We start from the raw sequence: 14,775 nt of genomic DNA on the forward strand, positions 1-14,775 counted from the left end.
CGCCCGGCCCCCACCCGGCCGCGGCACCGCCCGCCTCCCCCTCGTCCGACGAAAGGCCACGGCACGCGATGTCCTCGTCCACCGCTCCCCGCACCACCGGCTCACCCCCGCCGGCCGCCCCCCGCCGCTCCCTCGACCCGACCGACCTCGGCTCGGCGCAGAAGCTCATGGTCTTCGTGCTGTCGATGACGCTCTTCGGGCTCGCCAACATCCTCACCGAGGTACTGCCCGAGGTGAAGCTCGGGCCGGTCGAACTCTCCGTCTCCTACCTGGCGTTCGTGCCGGTGGTGATGGTCTGCCTCTTCCACCCGCTGTACGCCGCGCTCGGCGCGCCGCTCGGCGAGATCGTCTTCGTCGACCTGCTGATGGGCGACTTCTCCGGCTTCGCCGAGCTGGAGGGCTACATCCAGCTCGCCCTCGGCCTCTACATCGCGGGCTCGCTGGTGCGCGACCCGCTCCGGCGGGGCCGGGTCGCGCTGGCGGCCGTCGTCGCGGTCGGCGTGGACAAGATGCTCGGCGGCATCGTCGACATCGGGAAGGTGTACGTCGGCGTGGCCGACGCCGAGTACGTCGAGGGCCTCGCGGAGAGCGTCCTGCTGCTGGAGGGCGTCGCCTTCTCCACCGACCTCCTCATCAGCGGCCTGCTGTTCGGCGCCCTGCCCGCCGCCTACCTGGCGCCGCGCCTGCACGGACGCATCGAGCCGCTGCTGGGCCTCGCGCCGCGCGACCCCGCCCGGCCGCTGCGGCTGCGCGCCCGGATCAGCGCCCGGTTCCTGCTGCTCGGCGTCTTCCTGACGTTCGTCGCCATGATCGCCGCGTTCGTGGAGGAGCTGGACGCCAACTTCGGCGTCTGGGAGCCGGGCTTCATCGACCAGTACGGGGAGAGGTTCCTGTGGATCGGCGTCTCGGCCGCGCTGATCGTGCTGGTCGCGGTCGTCCTCGCGGCCCGCGCGTCGGCTCGGTCCCGCGCGGCGCGTGCCGGAGCCCCGCGATGACGGCCCCCGCCCCGCACACCGGTCCGGCGGTCGAGGTCCAAGATCTCGTCTTCCGCTACCCCGGGGCTGCCGACGACAGCCTGCGCGGCGTCGATCTCACCATCGAGCAGGGCGACTTCACCGCCGTCGTCGGTGGCAACGGCTCCGGCAAGACGACCCTGTGCAAGACGTTCAACGGCCTCGTGCCGCACTTCTGGTCCGGCACGTACAGCGGCACCGTCCGTGTCTTCGGCCAGGACACCACCGAGACCGACGTCGCGGCCCTCAGCCACCGGGTCGGCTACGTCTACCAGGACTTCGGCAACCAGCTCGTGCGGCCGACCGTCCACGACGAGGTGTCCTTCGGCCCGGTGAACTTCGGCCTGCCCGACTGGCGCGCGCGGACCGAGGAAGCGCTCGACACGCTGGGCATCGCTTCGCTGAGCGACCGCTACACCTGGCAGCTCTCCGGCGGCCAGCAGCACCTCGTGGCCCTCGCCGGCGTCCTGGCGATGCGGCCCGGACTGGTGGTGGTGGACGAGCCGGTGGCCGAACTGGACCCGCAACGCGCCGAAGAGGTCTACCGCCGCCTGGCCGACGTCAACAGGCGGCTGGGGACGACGGTGGTCGTGATCGAGCACCACGCCGAGTTCGTCGCCCGGTACTGCCGCAGCGTGCTGCTCATGGCCGACGGCGCGCCGGTGTGGCACCTCCCCGTAGCCGAGGCCCTGGCCCGCACCGGGGAGCTCGCCGCGCACGGCATCCCCGCACCCCAGGTGGTGCGGCTGGCCCGCGCGGTCGAGCCCGAGGGGGAGGTGCCGCTGACCGTCGGGCAGGCCGTCGGATGGCTGTCCGCCCGCGCCGCGCGCCCCGTCCCCGACGCCGGTCCCGCCTCACCGCCGGAGGCGCCCGCACCGGCGAACGCACCGCACCCGCCCGGCCCGCCCGTCGTCGCCGCGCTGCGCGGCGTCCGACACGGCTACCGGACCGTGCACGGCGGCCTCACCCCCGTGCTGCGTGACGTGGACCTGGAACTGCGCGAAGGCGAACGCATCGCCCTCGTGGGCGGCAACGGGGCCGGCAAGTCCACTCTGCTGCGCCTGCTCACCGGGCTCAAGGTGCCGCGTTCCGGCACCGCCGAGGTCACCGGGACCGACACCCGTTCCGTCCGGCCCGCCGAACTGGCCGACCGGGTCGCCTACCTCTACCAGCGCCCGGAGCAGATGTTCCTCGCCGACAGCGTCCGGGCGGACATCGAGATGTACCCGCGCGGTCGCCGCCGCCCCGACACCGACGCCCTGGTGGCCGACGTGCTGGACCGTATCCGGCTCAGCGCACTCGCCGACCGGGACGGGCGCACCCTCTCCGGCGGCCAGCAGCGCCGGGCCACCCTGGGGATCGGCCTGGCCATGACACCCGCGCTGCTGCTCCTGGACGAGCCGACCTCCAGTCTCGACACGGCCACCCGCGACGACGTGATCGCCATGCTCGACGCCCTCGCGGACCGTATCCGCTGCGTCGTCGTCGCCACCCACGACATGCACCTCGTCGCCGAGTGGGCCACACGGGTCGTCGCGCTGGGCGAAGGCCGGGTACTCAAGGACGCTCCCCCGGCGGAGTTCTTCGCCGACCGGGAACTGCTGGATCGGGTCCGCGTCGTCCCGCCGCAGATCACCGCGCTGGGCACCGCACTGGGCATGGTGCCGCCACCCCTGACCGTGGACGAGTGCGCCGGACGCCTGTCCACCGCCGTGCAGGAGGCCGGAGCGTGAAGAGGACCGAACGCGACACCCTGAGCGTCGAGTGGGTCAAGCTCGAACTGCTCCGCACCGCCTACGCCACACGCGGCGGCCTGCTCGCCCGCCTGGACCCGCGCGTCGTGCTGTTCTGGTACGTGCTCATGGCGGCGAGCCCCTGGTTCACGCACAACCTGACCGTCCTGGCCCTGCTCTTCGCCCTGGCCGCAGCGGCCGTGGTGACCTGCCGGGTCGGTCCCCTCGTCGTCGGCCTGTTCGTCTTCGGCCTGATCACCGAGACGGGGTACCTCGTCACCGCCGCCTGGTTCTTCGACGGCGACCTCACCACCGTGCTGTCACTGGGCGAACTCACCCTGAAACTCGGCACCGTGAGCATGGCGAGCATGGCGGCGTTCGTGTCGCTGGACCCGGAGAAGCTCTCCGACGCCCTGCTGAGCCTGCGGGCGCCGGCGCTGGTCGGCTTCGGGGTCTCCTACGGGTACCGGATGCTGCCGATCCTCGTCGACGAGTTCCAGACGGTGATCGACGGCTACCGGCTGCGCTCCGCCCCGCCCGCGTCACGCGGCCTGTTCGGGTGGCGGGTGCTGCTGCGCGGCGCGAAGATCACCGTGTACGCCTTCTACCCGATGATGCTCAACACGGCCAAACGCACCCGCACGACGGTGGAGGCCCTGGAGACGCGGGGCTTCACGTACGCCATGGTCCACAGCGACGGCCGCCGCATCCGGCTGGCCCACCTGAGGGTCCGCCCCCTCGACCTCGCCGTCCTCGCGGTCACCGCCGCCCTCATCGCCGCCGCCTACGCCCTCGGCGCCCAGTACCCCACCTCCGCCCGGCTCTGAGCCCGCCACTCCCCCGGCAGTTGATACGCGCCATCACCCACACGGCCGCCCGCAGCGGCCCGAACGCCCCCCTGGCCTCGGCGAATTCCCGAAGGGGGAGGTCGCAGCGGGACGACTGCGGCACAGTGGGACCCGCACGTCGTGGGCCCAGGGGGCCGGCGGGCCTCGCGTCCGCGAACGCGGACCCCGCCCCGTCCCCTCGGCCCCGGCGACCGAGAACCGACGGACGCGTTGTGCGGCACCAGGAGGACATGTGGCCACCGAGACCTTCAGCATCGACAAGCGGCCCCTGGGGGAACTGCTGAGGCAGGTCGAGGCGGGGAAGATCCAGTTGCCCGAGTTCCAGCGCGGCTGGGTCTGGCCGTGGCCGAACATCGCGAGTCTGCTGGCCTCGGTGTCCCTCAACTACCCGATCGGGACGGTGATGCTGCTCCAGGGCGGCGGGGACGTCCGGTTCAAGTACCGGCCGGTCGAGGGGGCCGCCCCGAACGAGCGGGTGGAGCCGGAGTCGCTGGTCCTCGACGGGCAGCAGCGGCTCACCTCGCTCTTCCAGTCGCTGGCGATGGACAGCCCGGTGGAGACCCAGGACGAGCGCAAGCGCCGGGTCAGCGGCTGGTTCTACGTCGACATGGTCAAGGCACTCGACGCGCACGAGGACCGGGAGGACGCGATCCGCTTCGTCCCGCCCTCCCGCAAGGTCGTCAACTTCCGGGGCGAGGTCGTGGAGGACTACTCCACCCGGGAGTTGGAGTACCAGCACCGCTTCTTCCCGCTGCGCTGCCTCTTCGACAACTCCTGGGGCGACGGATTCGCCCGCCACTGGGGCTTCGCACCGGAGGAGATGGAGCTCTGGTACGGCTTCCGGGACGGCTTCATCCACTCCTTCAACCTCTACCACTTTCCCGTCATCCAGCTCGGCAACAGCACACCCCGGCAGGCGGTCTGCCAGGTCTTCGAGAAGGTCAACACCGGCGGTGTCACCCTCACCGTCTTCGAGTTGCTGACGGCGACGTTCGCCGCCGACGAATTCGACCTGCGAAGCCACTGGGAGGAGTGCCGATCCGCCTGGGACGCACCCGAGTACGCCATCCTGCGGGAAGTCTCCAACACCGACTTCCTCCAGGCCGTGACGCTCCTGGCCACCGCCCAGCGTCGGCGCCGGGAGCAGGAGGCCGGCACGGACGAGGAACGCCTGCCGCGCATCGGCTGCACACGCAAGGAGATGCTCGCGCTGGGCCTGGAGGACTACCGGCGCTACGCCCCCGACGTCGTCGCCGGGTTCAAGGCCGCCGCCAAGTTCCTGCGCCAGCAGTTCGTCTTCGACACCCGCTTCCTCCCCTACGGCACCCAGCTCATCCCGCTGGCCGCGATCTTCGCCCTCGCGGGCAACGACGCCGAAACCGCCGGCGCGCAGGAGAAACTGGCGCGCTGGTACTGGTCCGGCGTCTTCGGCGAGCTGTACGGCACGACGACCGAGACCCGCTTCAACCTCGACCTCCCCGATGTCGTCGACTGGATCCGCGGATCGACCCGGGAGCCGCGGACCGTCAGCCAGGCGCAGTTCACCGCGAGCCGGCTGCTGACCCTGCGGACCCGGCAGAGCGCGGCCTACAAGGGCATCTACGCGCTCCTGCTCAAGGCGGGCGCGGCGGACTGGCGGACGGGCGAGAAGGCGGAGGTCAGCGTCTACTTCGACGGGGCGATGGACATCCACCACGTCTTCCCGCAGTCCTGGTGCCAGAAGAACGGATACGACCGCTCCGTCTACAACTCCGTCGTCAACAAGACGCCGCTGACGGCCCGCACCAACCGGATCATCGGCGGCCACGCGCCGTCCGAGTACCTGCGTCGGCTCGCCAAGGCGGCGGAGACCAGCCCGGAGGGCGTCGACCAGCGCGTCGAGACGCACCTCGCCAACCCCGCGCTGATGCGGGCCGACGACTTCGACGGCTTCTTCGAGGAGCGCCGCAAGGTCCTCCAGGACCACATCGCCGCCGCGATGGGCAAGCCGGTCGTCGACGACCACATCCCCAACCAGCGCCCCGAGACGGCCGCCCCCGAGGCGGAGCCCGCCGCCACCCCTCCCCCAGGCCCGTAACCCCGACCCGCGTCCTCCCGCCGGCCCCGACACCCGGCGGGAGGCCCCGGCCCGCCGGCCCCTGATCTTCGCTCCCCTCCAGGCGTCGCTCCCGGCACAGCCGTACCAGCAGCGGATATTCGCGAGTGGAACCCGTGCGGGGCAGTCAACTCGTAGCATGTGTCAGGTCATTGGCCAGCTCAGGCCCAATGCGGTGTGATGCGTTGAGGCCATGGGAGGCCGTATGAGCACCATCAGGGCACTACGCGGTTGCGCCGAGTCCCACCTGCGCTCCTACACGGACCCCTGGGGGCCCAGAGCCTTCCGCACGTACGACCGGCAGGGCGACCCGACGCGGTTGAGCCCACTGGACTGCCTGGCACCGGCACTCCTCAGCGTCCGTACGGACTACAAACAGGTCGTGCCGTTGTTCCGCCCGGACGGCCCCGGAGCTCAGGTCCTCCAGGCCATGGAAGCGGTGCTTGCGGATGAGGCGTGTGCGACCGCCGATTTCCTGGAGGTGACACTGGACCCACCGACGGGGGCCTGGTCCCTCGTCGATCGTGCGCTGGTCGCCACGGGCGAAGCGGGCGGTCGTGGGCTGCCCGGGTTCAAGGCCGTCGCCGTCACCAAGATTCTCCACCGCAAGCGGCCCCGGCTCGTCCCGATCTTCGACAGCAGCGTCTACGAGTTCTACCTCGGCCGGAAGCCCCTGACCGGGGCCTACCGGGACACCCCTCGGCGCCTGTGGCCGCTCCTGCAAGCAGACCTGCGCCGTCACCGGGACTGGATCGAGGGCCTTACGACCCCGATCCGCACGCCCGATGAACGGCCGCTCAGCCTGCTTCGAGCGGCAGACATCATCATCTGGGAACACATGGCGACCGGGTGCACCGCATGACGGCGCCCGCAACGGAGCCGATGTGGCACTGCGGCTCCAGAGCGCCAGCCAGACGCTGGGCAACAGACGTGCCCCGCCCCTGAACGGGATCGGCGCGGGCACGTGATCGTGTGCCGGGGCGTCAGCCCAGCCGGTCGAAGGTGACGAGGTATTCCCAGGCGGTGTGGGTGACGGCGAGTTCGGGGCTCAGTCGGTCCCTGGAGTCCCTGACGTGGACCGTGCCCGCTCTCCTCACCACCTCGATGCACACATCACCGTCGGAACCGCTGGAGCTGCTCCTGAACCAAGACCGTTCATCGGTGCTACTCATAGCGCTCCTCGCACGTGGCGCAGCAGGCTCTTCGTCGTCGGACAGGGCAGGGCGTCGGTCCGCGATGGTGCCCGCGAACCGACGCCCTGCCTCAGGCGGTGCTCACCTCAGCGGTCAGGGTGTGGTGTAGCCGAGGGTGTAGTCGCCGGTGCCGGAGTAGGCGTGGACCCGGTAGCGGTAGTAGCCGGACGTCCCGTCGTAGGCGATCTCCTCGTCCGGCCCGCTGGTCGTGGAACGCGCCACCTCGCTCCAGCCGTAGCCACTCCACTTCTGCAGGTAGAGGTCGAAGTCGGTGCCGTCGGGTCCGTCCAGGCACGCGGTGTGCCGCCCGGAACCGGTCTGGAACCAGCTGCCGTCGGGCTGGATGGCGCTGCCACCGCTGCTCAGCGAGCCGCTCTTGGTGTTCTCGAACTCGGTGCACGTGCCCGGGTCGGGGTCCGTGTCGCCCGGGCGGCTGCCGACGTTGACCGCGGCCCAGGCGTGTGCGACCGCGAGCTGCTCAGGGCTGTCGACGCCGTACAGCTCACCGGCGGCCTGCAGGGTGTGGGTCCGGGCCTGCGCGAACGTCTCGTTCGGCATCATCTTCTCGGCCAGCGCCTTGAACCAGATCCTCTCGGCCTTGCCGATCCCGATGCCGGTCACCGGGTCGTCGTCGTAGGTGGGGCTGTCGTAGGTGACGCCGTTGACGACCTTCTGGCCGCTGCCCTCGGAGAGCAGGTAGAAGAAGTGGTTCGCGATGCCGGAGCTGTGGTGCACGTCCGCGTTGCCGGCGCCCGAGTACCAGTAGTCGAGCGAGCTGCCGTCCTTGCTGGGCTGGTCCATGTAGCGCAGCGGTGTGCCGTTTCCGCGGATGTCGATCTTCTCGCCGACCAGGTAGTCGGCGACGTCCTCGGGGTTGTCGGCGTGGAACTCGACGGCGGCGGCGAAGATGTCGGAGGTGGCCTCGTTCAGCCCGCCGGACTCGTTGCTGTAGATCAGGCCCGCCGTGTTGGAGGTGACGCCGTGCGTCATCTCGTGGGCGGCGACGTCGATCGAGGTCAGCGGCTTCTGGTCGTTGGCCCCGTCGCCGTAGGTCATGCAGAAGCAGGAGTCCTGCCAGAAGGCGTTGGAGTAGGCGTTGCCGTAGTGGACGCGGCTGGAGGCGGCGACACCGTCGCCGCGGATCCCCTCGCGGCCGTGCACGTCCAGGTAGTAGTCCCAGGTGAGGGCGGCGCCGTAGTGGGCGTCGACGGCCGCGGTCTGGCTGTTGGACGGTGAGCCGTTGCCCCAGACGTCGTCGGCGTCGGTGAAGACTCGGTTGCCGTTGTCGGAGTCACGGGTGGTGTGGCCGCCGCGCTGGGTGTCCTCCATGCGGTAGCTGCCGCTGGACCCGCTGGTTCCGATGGTCACCTGGCCGGCGTACATGCTGTTCCCGCTGCCGGTGTGCACGGCCTGGTACTCGTACAGCTTCTCGCCGGTCTTCGCGTCGGTGATGACGTGCAGTTCGTTGGGCGTACCGTCCTTCTGCGTGCCGCCGATCACGCGCTCCCAGGCGAGTGTGGGGTCTCCGTCGGCGGCCCAGATCACCTTGCGCGGGGCGCTGCTGCCCTTGGCCTGGGCCTTGGCGGGCTTCCGGTTCGCGGGCGCCTTGGTGGTGGGCACCGTGATGGGTGCGTCGGTCGCCTTGTCGACGACCTCGATGGCGCCGTCGGGGCCACGGTGCACGATGATCTGGCCGCCGAGGACGGGCAGTCCGGCATACGTGCGCTCGTAGCGGGTGTGGGTGGAGCCGTCCCGGTTCTTGACGACGTCCTTCACCTTGAGTTCGATGCGCTCGCCGAGTTCGAGGACCTGAGCCGTCTCGGCCTCCTGTCTCTCGGCCTGGGCTATCAGCTCGGCGCGTTCGGAGGGGCTGACCTCGGCTATCAACGCTCCGGGATCGAGTCGACCGTCGTCGGCGGCGGCGCTGACCGTGCCTGCCTGGAGGCCCACGGCCACCACGGCTGCCGTGGCGGCCAGGGCGACGGTGGTGCGGACGCGTCTGCTGCCGCGACGCGGAATGGTGGTACTCACGTGATGGCTCCTCAACTCATGTGGGGGGCTGAGATGGTGCAGCCGTGCAGAGGTGAGGCACGGATGGAGTGGGGCGGCCGTAGCCTCGCCCAGAGAATGAGGGAGGGCCGAAGGGACGGTAAGAGGGAAACCCCTTGCCCCGACGAGGCGTCATGCCGCGCGCGGACCGGGAAGAGGCTGGGGTGCGCGCTCCTCCGCCCGACCGGGCGGCGTCGCCGTCGGCCGGGCGTCCCGACGGCCTGCGGCACGCCCGCATCACACGGTGGCTGAACGCGGTCGTGGCCGTGCCTGAGATGGCCCGCCGCGTGGACGGACACGAGGAAGCCGCAGACCGCAAGATCACTACCGCACTGGAAGAGGAAGGTGTCGGAGGTGTGTCGCGACCGCTGAGAACCCATGACAACGGGCGGTACTCAGTGAGACTGAGTACCGCCCGTTGTTCTCGGCACGTGCCCTGGTCAGAGCGCTGATTCCGGCTGCTGACCTGGCGAGTGCCCCCGGCAGGATTCGAACCTGCGCACACGGCTCCGGAGGCCGTTGCTCTATCCCCTGAGCTACGGGGGCGCTGCCGCTGATCGCGGCGACGGGTAGAACCTTACCAGCTTGGAACGGGTGGTCATGAACGGGTTTCGGGCGAGGTCAGGTGGTGGGGTGGGTGGTGTGGAGGAGGGTGCTGAGCTGGGTGCGGGAGCGGATGCCGAGTTTGCGGTAGATGCGGGTCAGGGAGGCCTCGATCGTCTTGACGCTGAGGAACATGCGGGCGGCGACCTCCTGGTTCGTGGCGCCCTGGCCGACGAAGGCGGCGATGCGTTCCTCGCTGACGGTGAGGGTGCGCTCGTCGGACTGGGCGAGGTGGCGGCCGGCCTGGTCGATCCAGGGGCGGGCGTCGTGGCGGGTGAAGAGGGTGAGGGCCGCGGCGACGGCGGAGCGGGCGGGGGCGTAGCGGCGGCGGCGGCGTTCGACGCGGCCGCGCTGGAGGAGGCAGTGGCCCTGTTCGAGGGGCTGGGCGAGGGCCGCGAAGCGGGTGGCGGCGGCGTCCAGGAGGGCCAGGGCGCTGTCGGGGTCGCCGTGGGCGGCGTGGAGGGCGGCCTCGGCGCGGTCGAGTTGGGCGGTGACGCCGGGGCTGCGGGGGCCGGTGGCCAGGGTGGTGCGGGTGGTGCGGAGGAGGTCTTCGGCGGCGGCGAGCTCGCCGAGGCCGGTGAGGCCGGAGGCCAGGTCGGCGTGCCAGCGGAGGGTGGTGGGGGCGTCCGTTCCCTGGGCGCGTTCGAGGTCCTTCAGGCGGCGGAGGGCGGTGACGCCGCCCCGGGTGTCGCCGGTGCGCAGCCGGGCCTGGCCGAGGACGTGCAGGTGCCGGGCGAGGTGGACGGCGTCGTGTTCCTGTTCGGAGGCGAGGACGCCGCGGGCGGCGTAGGCGGCGGCGCGGGCGATGCTGCCGCCGGCGAGTTCGGCGACGGCGGCGCTGTGCCAGGCGGGGCCGGGGCTGGAGCCGGTGACCCGGGTGAGGCGGACGGCGCGGTCGGCGAAGTCGAGGGCTTCGCGGCAGCGGCCGAGGCGGGCGGAGACCTCGGCGAGGGCGGCCAGGACGGCGACGGTCTCCTCCCCGGTGCCGTGGCCCACGGGGGCGAGCATGGTGAGGAGCGCTGCGCGGGCCTCGGGCAGCCGGTCGTCGGCGGCGGCGAAGCGGGCGGCGAGGAAGCGGGGCGTCAGGTGCAGTCGTCCGTCGGGGGCGGCGGGGGCGGGGTGCGGCAGGCGACGGGCGTGGTCGAGGTGGGCGCGGGCGTCGCTGCGGCCGGTGCGGCGGGCGACGTCCGCCTTGACGGTGAGGGCCAGGGCCTCGGCTGCGGGGTCGGCGGCGACGCGGGCGTGCAGGACGGCACGGTCGGCCTCGGCCTCGGCCCGCAGGGGGCGGCCGTCGAGCAGGGCGGCCCAGGCCAGTCGGAGGCGGATGCGGGCCAGGAGGGCGGGGTCGTCGGCCGCGTCGACGAACGCGGCGGCGAAGATCTCGTCCCGGCCGGTGAGGTCCTGTCCGGCGAGGTCGATGAGGGCGAGGCGGACGTGGACGCGGGCGTCGGCCGGGGCGTCGGTGTGCAGGACGGCGTCCGCCGCGCGGTGGACGACGTGCGGGTGCTGGGCCGCCGCGCCGGTGCGGGCGGCGGCGAGGAGCCGGGCGAGGCGGTCGGCGGGGTGGGCGGCGGGGGTGCGTTCGGCGGCCAGGAGGTGGAGTTCGGCGGCGAGGCGGCCGGCGCCCTGGCCCCGGGCGGATTCGGCGGCGGCGGTGAGGGAGCGGGCGAGGTCGGCGTCGGGGTCGGTGGTGGCGAGCGCGTGGTGCCGGGCGCGGGCGGCGGCGTCGGTGACGACGGCGGCCAGGCTGATGTGGAGGGCGACGCGGTGGGCGGCGCCGGCGCGGGCGGCGATGACGTCGGCGGCGGCGGGCGGGGTGAAGCGGATGACCGGGGCGCCGGTGTCGTCGGTGACGACGAGTCCGGCCGTGGTGGCGCGGGCGATGTGGTCGTGGGCGGCGGGGCGTCCGCTGCGTTGGAGGAGTTCGACGGTGGGTCGGTCGGTCAGGGCGGCGGCGAGGAGGGTGTCCTGGGCCCCGGCGGGGAGGGAGGCGAGGCCCGTGCCGATCAGGGTGTGCACCTCGGGCGGCAGCGGGAGGGGCTCTCCGCTCCGGGGGACGCGGTCGGCGTAGGCGCGGGCCAGGGCGAGGAGGAGGCGGGGGTTGCCACCGGAGTCGGCGTGCAACTGGTTCACCAGGCGCAGGGGGAGCCCGAAGGGGTCGAGCAGGTGGGCGGTGTCCTCGGGGCCCAGGGGCGGGACGGGGGTCTCGGCGGTGTCCGGGAGCGGTGGCCAGGGGCCGGTCCCGAGGTCGTGGGAGGGGCTGCGGACGGCGAGGAGTGCGCGGGAGCCGTCGCGGTCGAGGGTGCGGCGCAGCCGGTCGAGGGCGCGGGCGTCGAGGCGGTCGGCGTCGTCGACGAGGACGAGGGAGGGGCGCCGGTGCCGAGCGGTGGGCCGGTGGTCGAGTGCGGCGGCGCGGTGGCGGACGACGCGCTCGCCGCGCGCGCGGGCGGTGGCGGCTAGGGTGGCGAGCAGGGCGGTCTTGCCGATGCCGGCGGGTCCGGTGAGGACGACGCCGGTGCCGGCGGCGAGGTGCGTTTCGGCGGTGCGGAGCAGCGTGGAGCGCCCCGGCGGCGCGGGGGCCGGCGGGGTGAGGTCATCGGCCGGCGGTGCGGCGTGGTCGTCGATGGTGTCCCCCGGGCGCGGTCGGACGGTCGCGCCGACCCTAGCGAGGGGCCTCCGGCGCCCTCAATGGCTTGCGCATGACAATTCTTGACGACGGCGGACGGCGCCGGACGGGCGGCTGCCCGGCCGCGCGGGGGAAGGCGGCCGGGCAGCGGGAGGGGCTACGCACCCGGCCCGTCAGGGGGTGTCGTAGCCGAGGGTGTAGGAGCCGGAGCCGGAGTAGGCGTACACCTGGTACCGGTAGTAGCCCGACGTCCCGGAGTAGGACACCGACTCATCGGGACCGGAGCTGGTACTGCGGTCCACGGTCGACCAGGACGAGCCCGACCACTTCTGCAGGTACAGGTCGAAGTCCGCACCGTCCGGACCGTCCAGACAGGCCCGGTGCGTCCCCGAACCCGAGCTGTAGTAGTAGCTCCCGTCCGGCTGGTGGTCCGCGTCACCCCGACCCGTCAGACTGCCCGTCCGCGTCGACTCATAGCCCCCGCAGGGGCCTTCGCCGGGATCCGTGGCGACGAGCGGCAGGGTGAGGCTGCTGCCGCCGGGTTCGAGGTGGAGGGCGGTGCCGGGGCGGGGGCGCAGGGTGTAGTGGTGGTCGGTGGAGATGACGACGAGGCCGATGCGTCGTCCGGCGCGGAAGACGTGGTCCTTGGGCTGCATGGCGAACGTCAGCGCGTAGGTGCCGCCCTGCCGCAGGGGTTCGCTGCGGTCGGGTCCGTTCCGGTTCTGCGGGTCGAGCCAGCCGCGCGTGACGACGACGGGAGCGTCGTCCGCGCCCTCGGGTCCGTAGTCGACGAGGAGCGCGGTGAGGTTGGCCGCGTCGCGGTTGTCGACGCCTGCCTGGAGGGTGACGTCGGGGACGCCGGAGAGCCGGGCGTCGGCTTCCAGGGGCGCCGTGCGGTAGACGAGGCGGTTGGTGTCGGCCCGGTCCGGGGCGGTGGCGAGGGCTGCGGCGTCGCGGGTGCGTCCGGCGTCGGTGAAGCCCTGCCGGGGTCCGCCGCCGGCCGCGTCCGCGCTCAGGGTGCCGGGGGCGGTGGCGGAGTCGGTGGTGAGGCGCAGGACGGTGTCGCGGGCGGCGGGGTCGGGCCAGTCGGGGTAGCGGTGCCAACTCCCGTCGGCCAGCTGCACGTCGGCGGTGGGCTCGTCCATGATGCCGGTGTCCAGGCCCTTGACGTGTTCGTCGAACCAGCGGGCGATGGTCTCGCGGTGGTCCGCCCGGTCGGCGGGGCCGTGGCCGCCGTTGTGGAGCCAGATCTTGCGCGGCACGTCGTGCGCGCGCAGGGCCTCCCACCACTGGGCGTACTGGCCACCCTTGACGTTCCAGTCGGCCTGCCCGTGCATGACGAAGACGGCGGCCGTGACGTCGTCGGCCTTGCGGACGTAGTCCCTCTCCCGCCAGAACGCCGAGTGGTCGCCGGTGACGCGGTCCTGGGCGGCGGTGAGGGCGGCGATCTCGTCCTCGCACCCGGGGTTGCCGACGACGGCTTCGGCGAGCACGTCGGCGTCCTCGCCCTGGTAGCCGCCGGGGGCGACGACGAGTCCGTTGGCCCGGTAGTAGTCGTACCAGCTGGAGATGGCGGCGATGGGGACGATGGCCTCCAGCCCCTCGACGCCGGTGGTGGCGGCCATGTTGGGCAGTGTGCCGTTGTAGGAGACGCCGAGCATGCCCACGCGGCCGTTGCTCCAGGTGGCCTCGACGCGGCGACCGGAGGCGTCGTAGGCGTCGGCGCGGCCGCCCAGCCAGTCGATGACGGCGGTCGTGCCCCGGGTCTCGTTCCCGTCGCCGCTGGTGGGGCAGCCGTCGGAGTCGCCGGTGCCGAGGCTCTGGCCGAGGACGACGGCGTAGCCGCGCGGCAGGAAGTAGTCGTCGTACCAGCCGGGGAGGTCGGGGGCGGCCTTGGTGACGCTCGGGCCGTCCGCGCCCTCGGCACCCTGCGCGCCCGGGTGCCCTTCCTGCGGCAGCCGCTCGACGTCGACGTCGTGGAAGTCGGCCGGGTTGGTGCCGTAGCGGTAGGGCGTGTGCTCGAAGACGACCGGCAGTCCGGTGGCTCCGGCCGGGCGGGCGATGTCGATGGCGACGCGGTCCGGACGCCCGTCGTGGTCGGTGTCGACGTCGGTCTCGACGTAGAGCCGTTCCTCGACGACGGCGGCCGGTCGCGCCGTCCCGGGACCGGCGGACGTGCCGGGACCGGCGGTCGTCGCGGGACCGGCGGCGGCCGTGGCGGGGGTGGTGCCGGCGAGCAGCGGGAGGGCGACGGCGAGGGTGAGGGCCGTCGCGGCGGCGGCACGGCGGGGGGTGCTGCGCATGGGGGTGGGGCGTCCTTCCGGTGGTGCGGTCGGGACCGCCGGGCAGGTACGGGAGGGGGCGGGGGGCGCCGGTGTGCGGGTGGAGGCGCACACCGGCGCCGCTCGGTGGTGTGGCTATGTCACCGCCGGGTCAGGGGGTGTCGTAGCCGAGGGTGTAGGAGCCGGAGCCGGAGTAGGCGTACACCTGGTACCGGTAGTAGCCCGACGTCCCGGAGTAGGACACCGACTCATCGGGACCGGAACTCGTACTGCGGTCCACCGTCGACCAGGACGAGCCCGACCACTTCTGCAGGTACAGGTCGAAGTCCGCAC

10 protein-coding genes and 1 tRNA gene are annotated in these 14,775 nt (G+C 72.7%); 6 read left to right on the plus strand and 5 right to left on the minus strand.

Translation table 11 applies throughout. The annotated features are described in order from the left end of the window. Positions 1 to 68: 68 nt before the first annotated feature. The 5 genes from IF129_RS19165 (at position 69) to IF129_RS19185 (ending at position 6,551) form a co-directional block, all read left to right on the plus strand. The gene (locus IF129_RS19165; RefSeq protein ID WP_224755241.1) at positions 69 to 995 is read left to right on the plus strand and encodes a hypothetical protein; all 927 of its coding nucleotides are present in this window, start codon (positions 69 to 71) and stop codon (positions 993 to 995) included. Then, positions 992 to 2,746: an ABC transporter ATP-binding protein gene (locus IF129_RS19170; RefSeq protein ID WP_191210969.1), complete on the plus strand. Its 1,755-nt coding sequence runs from the start codon at positions 992 to 994 to the stop codon at positions 2,744 to 2,746. The genes IF129_RS19165 and IF129_RS19170 overlap by 4 nt, the downstream gene beginning before the upstream one ends. After that, the gene (locus IF129_RS19175; RefSeq protein WP_191210970.1) at positions 2,743 to 3,573 is read left to right on the plus strand and encodes an energy-coupling factor transporter transmembrane component T family protein; all 831 of its coding nucleotides are present in this window, start codon (positions 2,743 to 2,745) and stop codon (positions 3,571 to 3,573) included. The genes IF129_RS19170 and IF129_RS19175 overlap by 4 nt, the downstream gene beginning before the upstream one ends. 253 nt (positions 3,574 to 3,826) lie before the next feature. Then, positions 3,827 to 5,671, plus strand: coding sequence for a GmrSD restriction endonuclease domain-containing protein (locus IF129_RS19180; RefSeq protein ID WP_191210971.1), 1,845 nt, complete (start codon positions 3,827 to 3,829; stop codon positions 5,669 to 5,671). A gap of 223 nt (positions 5,672 to 5,894) precedes the next feature. After that, positions 5,895 to 6,551, plus strand: a complete 657-nt coding sequence (locus IF129_RS19185) for a DUF6308 family protein (RefSeq protein WP_191210972.1) — start codon at positions 5,895 to 5,897, stop codon at positions 6,549 to 6,551. 121 nt (positions 6,552 to 6,672) lie between these two features. Here IF129_RS19185 and IF129_RS19190 read toward each other — a convergent pair whose 3' ends face one another. From IF129_RS19190 to IF129_RS26800, 4 genes are all read right to left on the minus strand, one after another. After that, positions 6,673 to 6,861, minus strand: a complete 189-nt coding sequence (locus tag IF129_RS19190) for a DUF397 domain-containing protein (RefSeq protein WP_191210973.1) — start codon at positions 6,859 to 6,861, stop codon at positions 6,673 to 6,675. Positions 6,862 to 6,975: 114 nt separating this feature from the next. Further along, positions 6,976 to 8,913, minus strand: coding sequence for a M4 family metallopeptidase (locus tag IF129_RS19195; RefSeq protein ID WP_318153831.1), 1,938 nt, complete (start codon positions 8,911 to 8,913; stop codon positions 6,976 to 6,978). Positions 8,914 to 9,405: 492 nt separating this feature from the next. Further along, positions 9,406 to 9,477 (minus strand) — tRNA-Arg (locus IF129_RS19200). Between the two features lie 75 nt (positions 9,478 to 9,552). Continuing rightward, positions 9,553 to 11,667, minus strand: coding sequence for a helix-turn-helix transcriptional regulator (locus IF129_RS26800; RefSeq protein ID WP_318153832.1), 2,115 nt, complete (start codon positions 11,665 to 11,667; stop codon positions 9,553 to 9,555). Between IF129_RS26800 and IF129_RS26520 the strand changes: the two genes are divergently transcribed. Then, positions 11,653 to 11,994, plus strand: coding sequence for a hypothetical protein (locus tag IF129_RS26520; protein WP_224755291.1), 342 nt, complete (start codon positions 11,653 to 11,655; stop codon positions 11,992 to 11,994). The two genes, IF129_RS26800 and IF129_RS26520, sit on opposite strands and share 15 nt — an antisense overlap. 339 nt (positions 11,995 to 12,333) lie before the next feature. On the opposite strand, the gene IF129_RS19210 is transcribed toward IF129_RS26520, so the two are convergent. Continuing rightward, the gene (locus IF129_RS19210; RefSeq protein WP_191210974.1) at positions 12,334 to 14,463 is read right to left on the minus strand and encodes a Xaa-Pro dipeptidyl-peptidase; all 2,130 of its coding nucleotides are present in this window, start codon (positions 14,461 to 14,463) and stop codon (positions 12,334 to 12,336) included. Between the last annotated feature and the right edge of the window lie 312 nt (positions 14,464 to 14,775).

It is taken from the genome of Streptomyces chumphonensis (assembly GCF_014779715.1).
Lineage (GTDB): Bacteria > Actinomycetota > Actinomycetes > Streptomycetales > Streptomycetaceae > Streptomyces > Streptomyces chumphonensis.

What these genes read in the sequence shown, in the direction of transcription:
- IF129_RS19165 (WP_224755241.1), top strand. Translation starts at nt 69, where the DNA reads ATGTCCTCGTCCACCGCTCCCCGCACCACCGGCTCACCCCCGCCGGCC.
- IF129_RS19185 (WP_191210972.1), top strand. Translation starts at nt 5,895, where the DNA reads ATGAGCACCATCAGGGCACTACGCGGTTGCGCCGAGTCCCACCTGCGC.
- IF129_RS19170 (WP_191210969.1), top strand. Translation starts at nt 992, where the DNA reads ATGACGGCCCCCGCCCCGCACACCGGTCCGGCGGTCGAGGTCCAAGAT.
- IF129_RS19210 (WP_191210974.1), bottom strand. Translation starts at nt 14,463, where the DNA reads ATGCGCAGCACCCCCCGCCGTGCCGCCGCCGCGACGGCCCTCACCCTC.
- IF129_RS19190 (WP_191210973.1), bottom strand. Translation starts at nt 6,861, where the DNA reads ATGAGTAGCACCGATGAACGGTCTTGGTTCAGGAGCAGCTCCAGCGGT.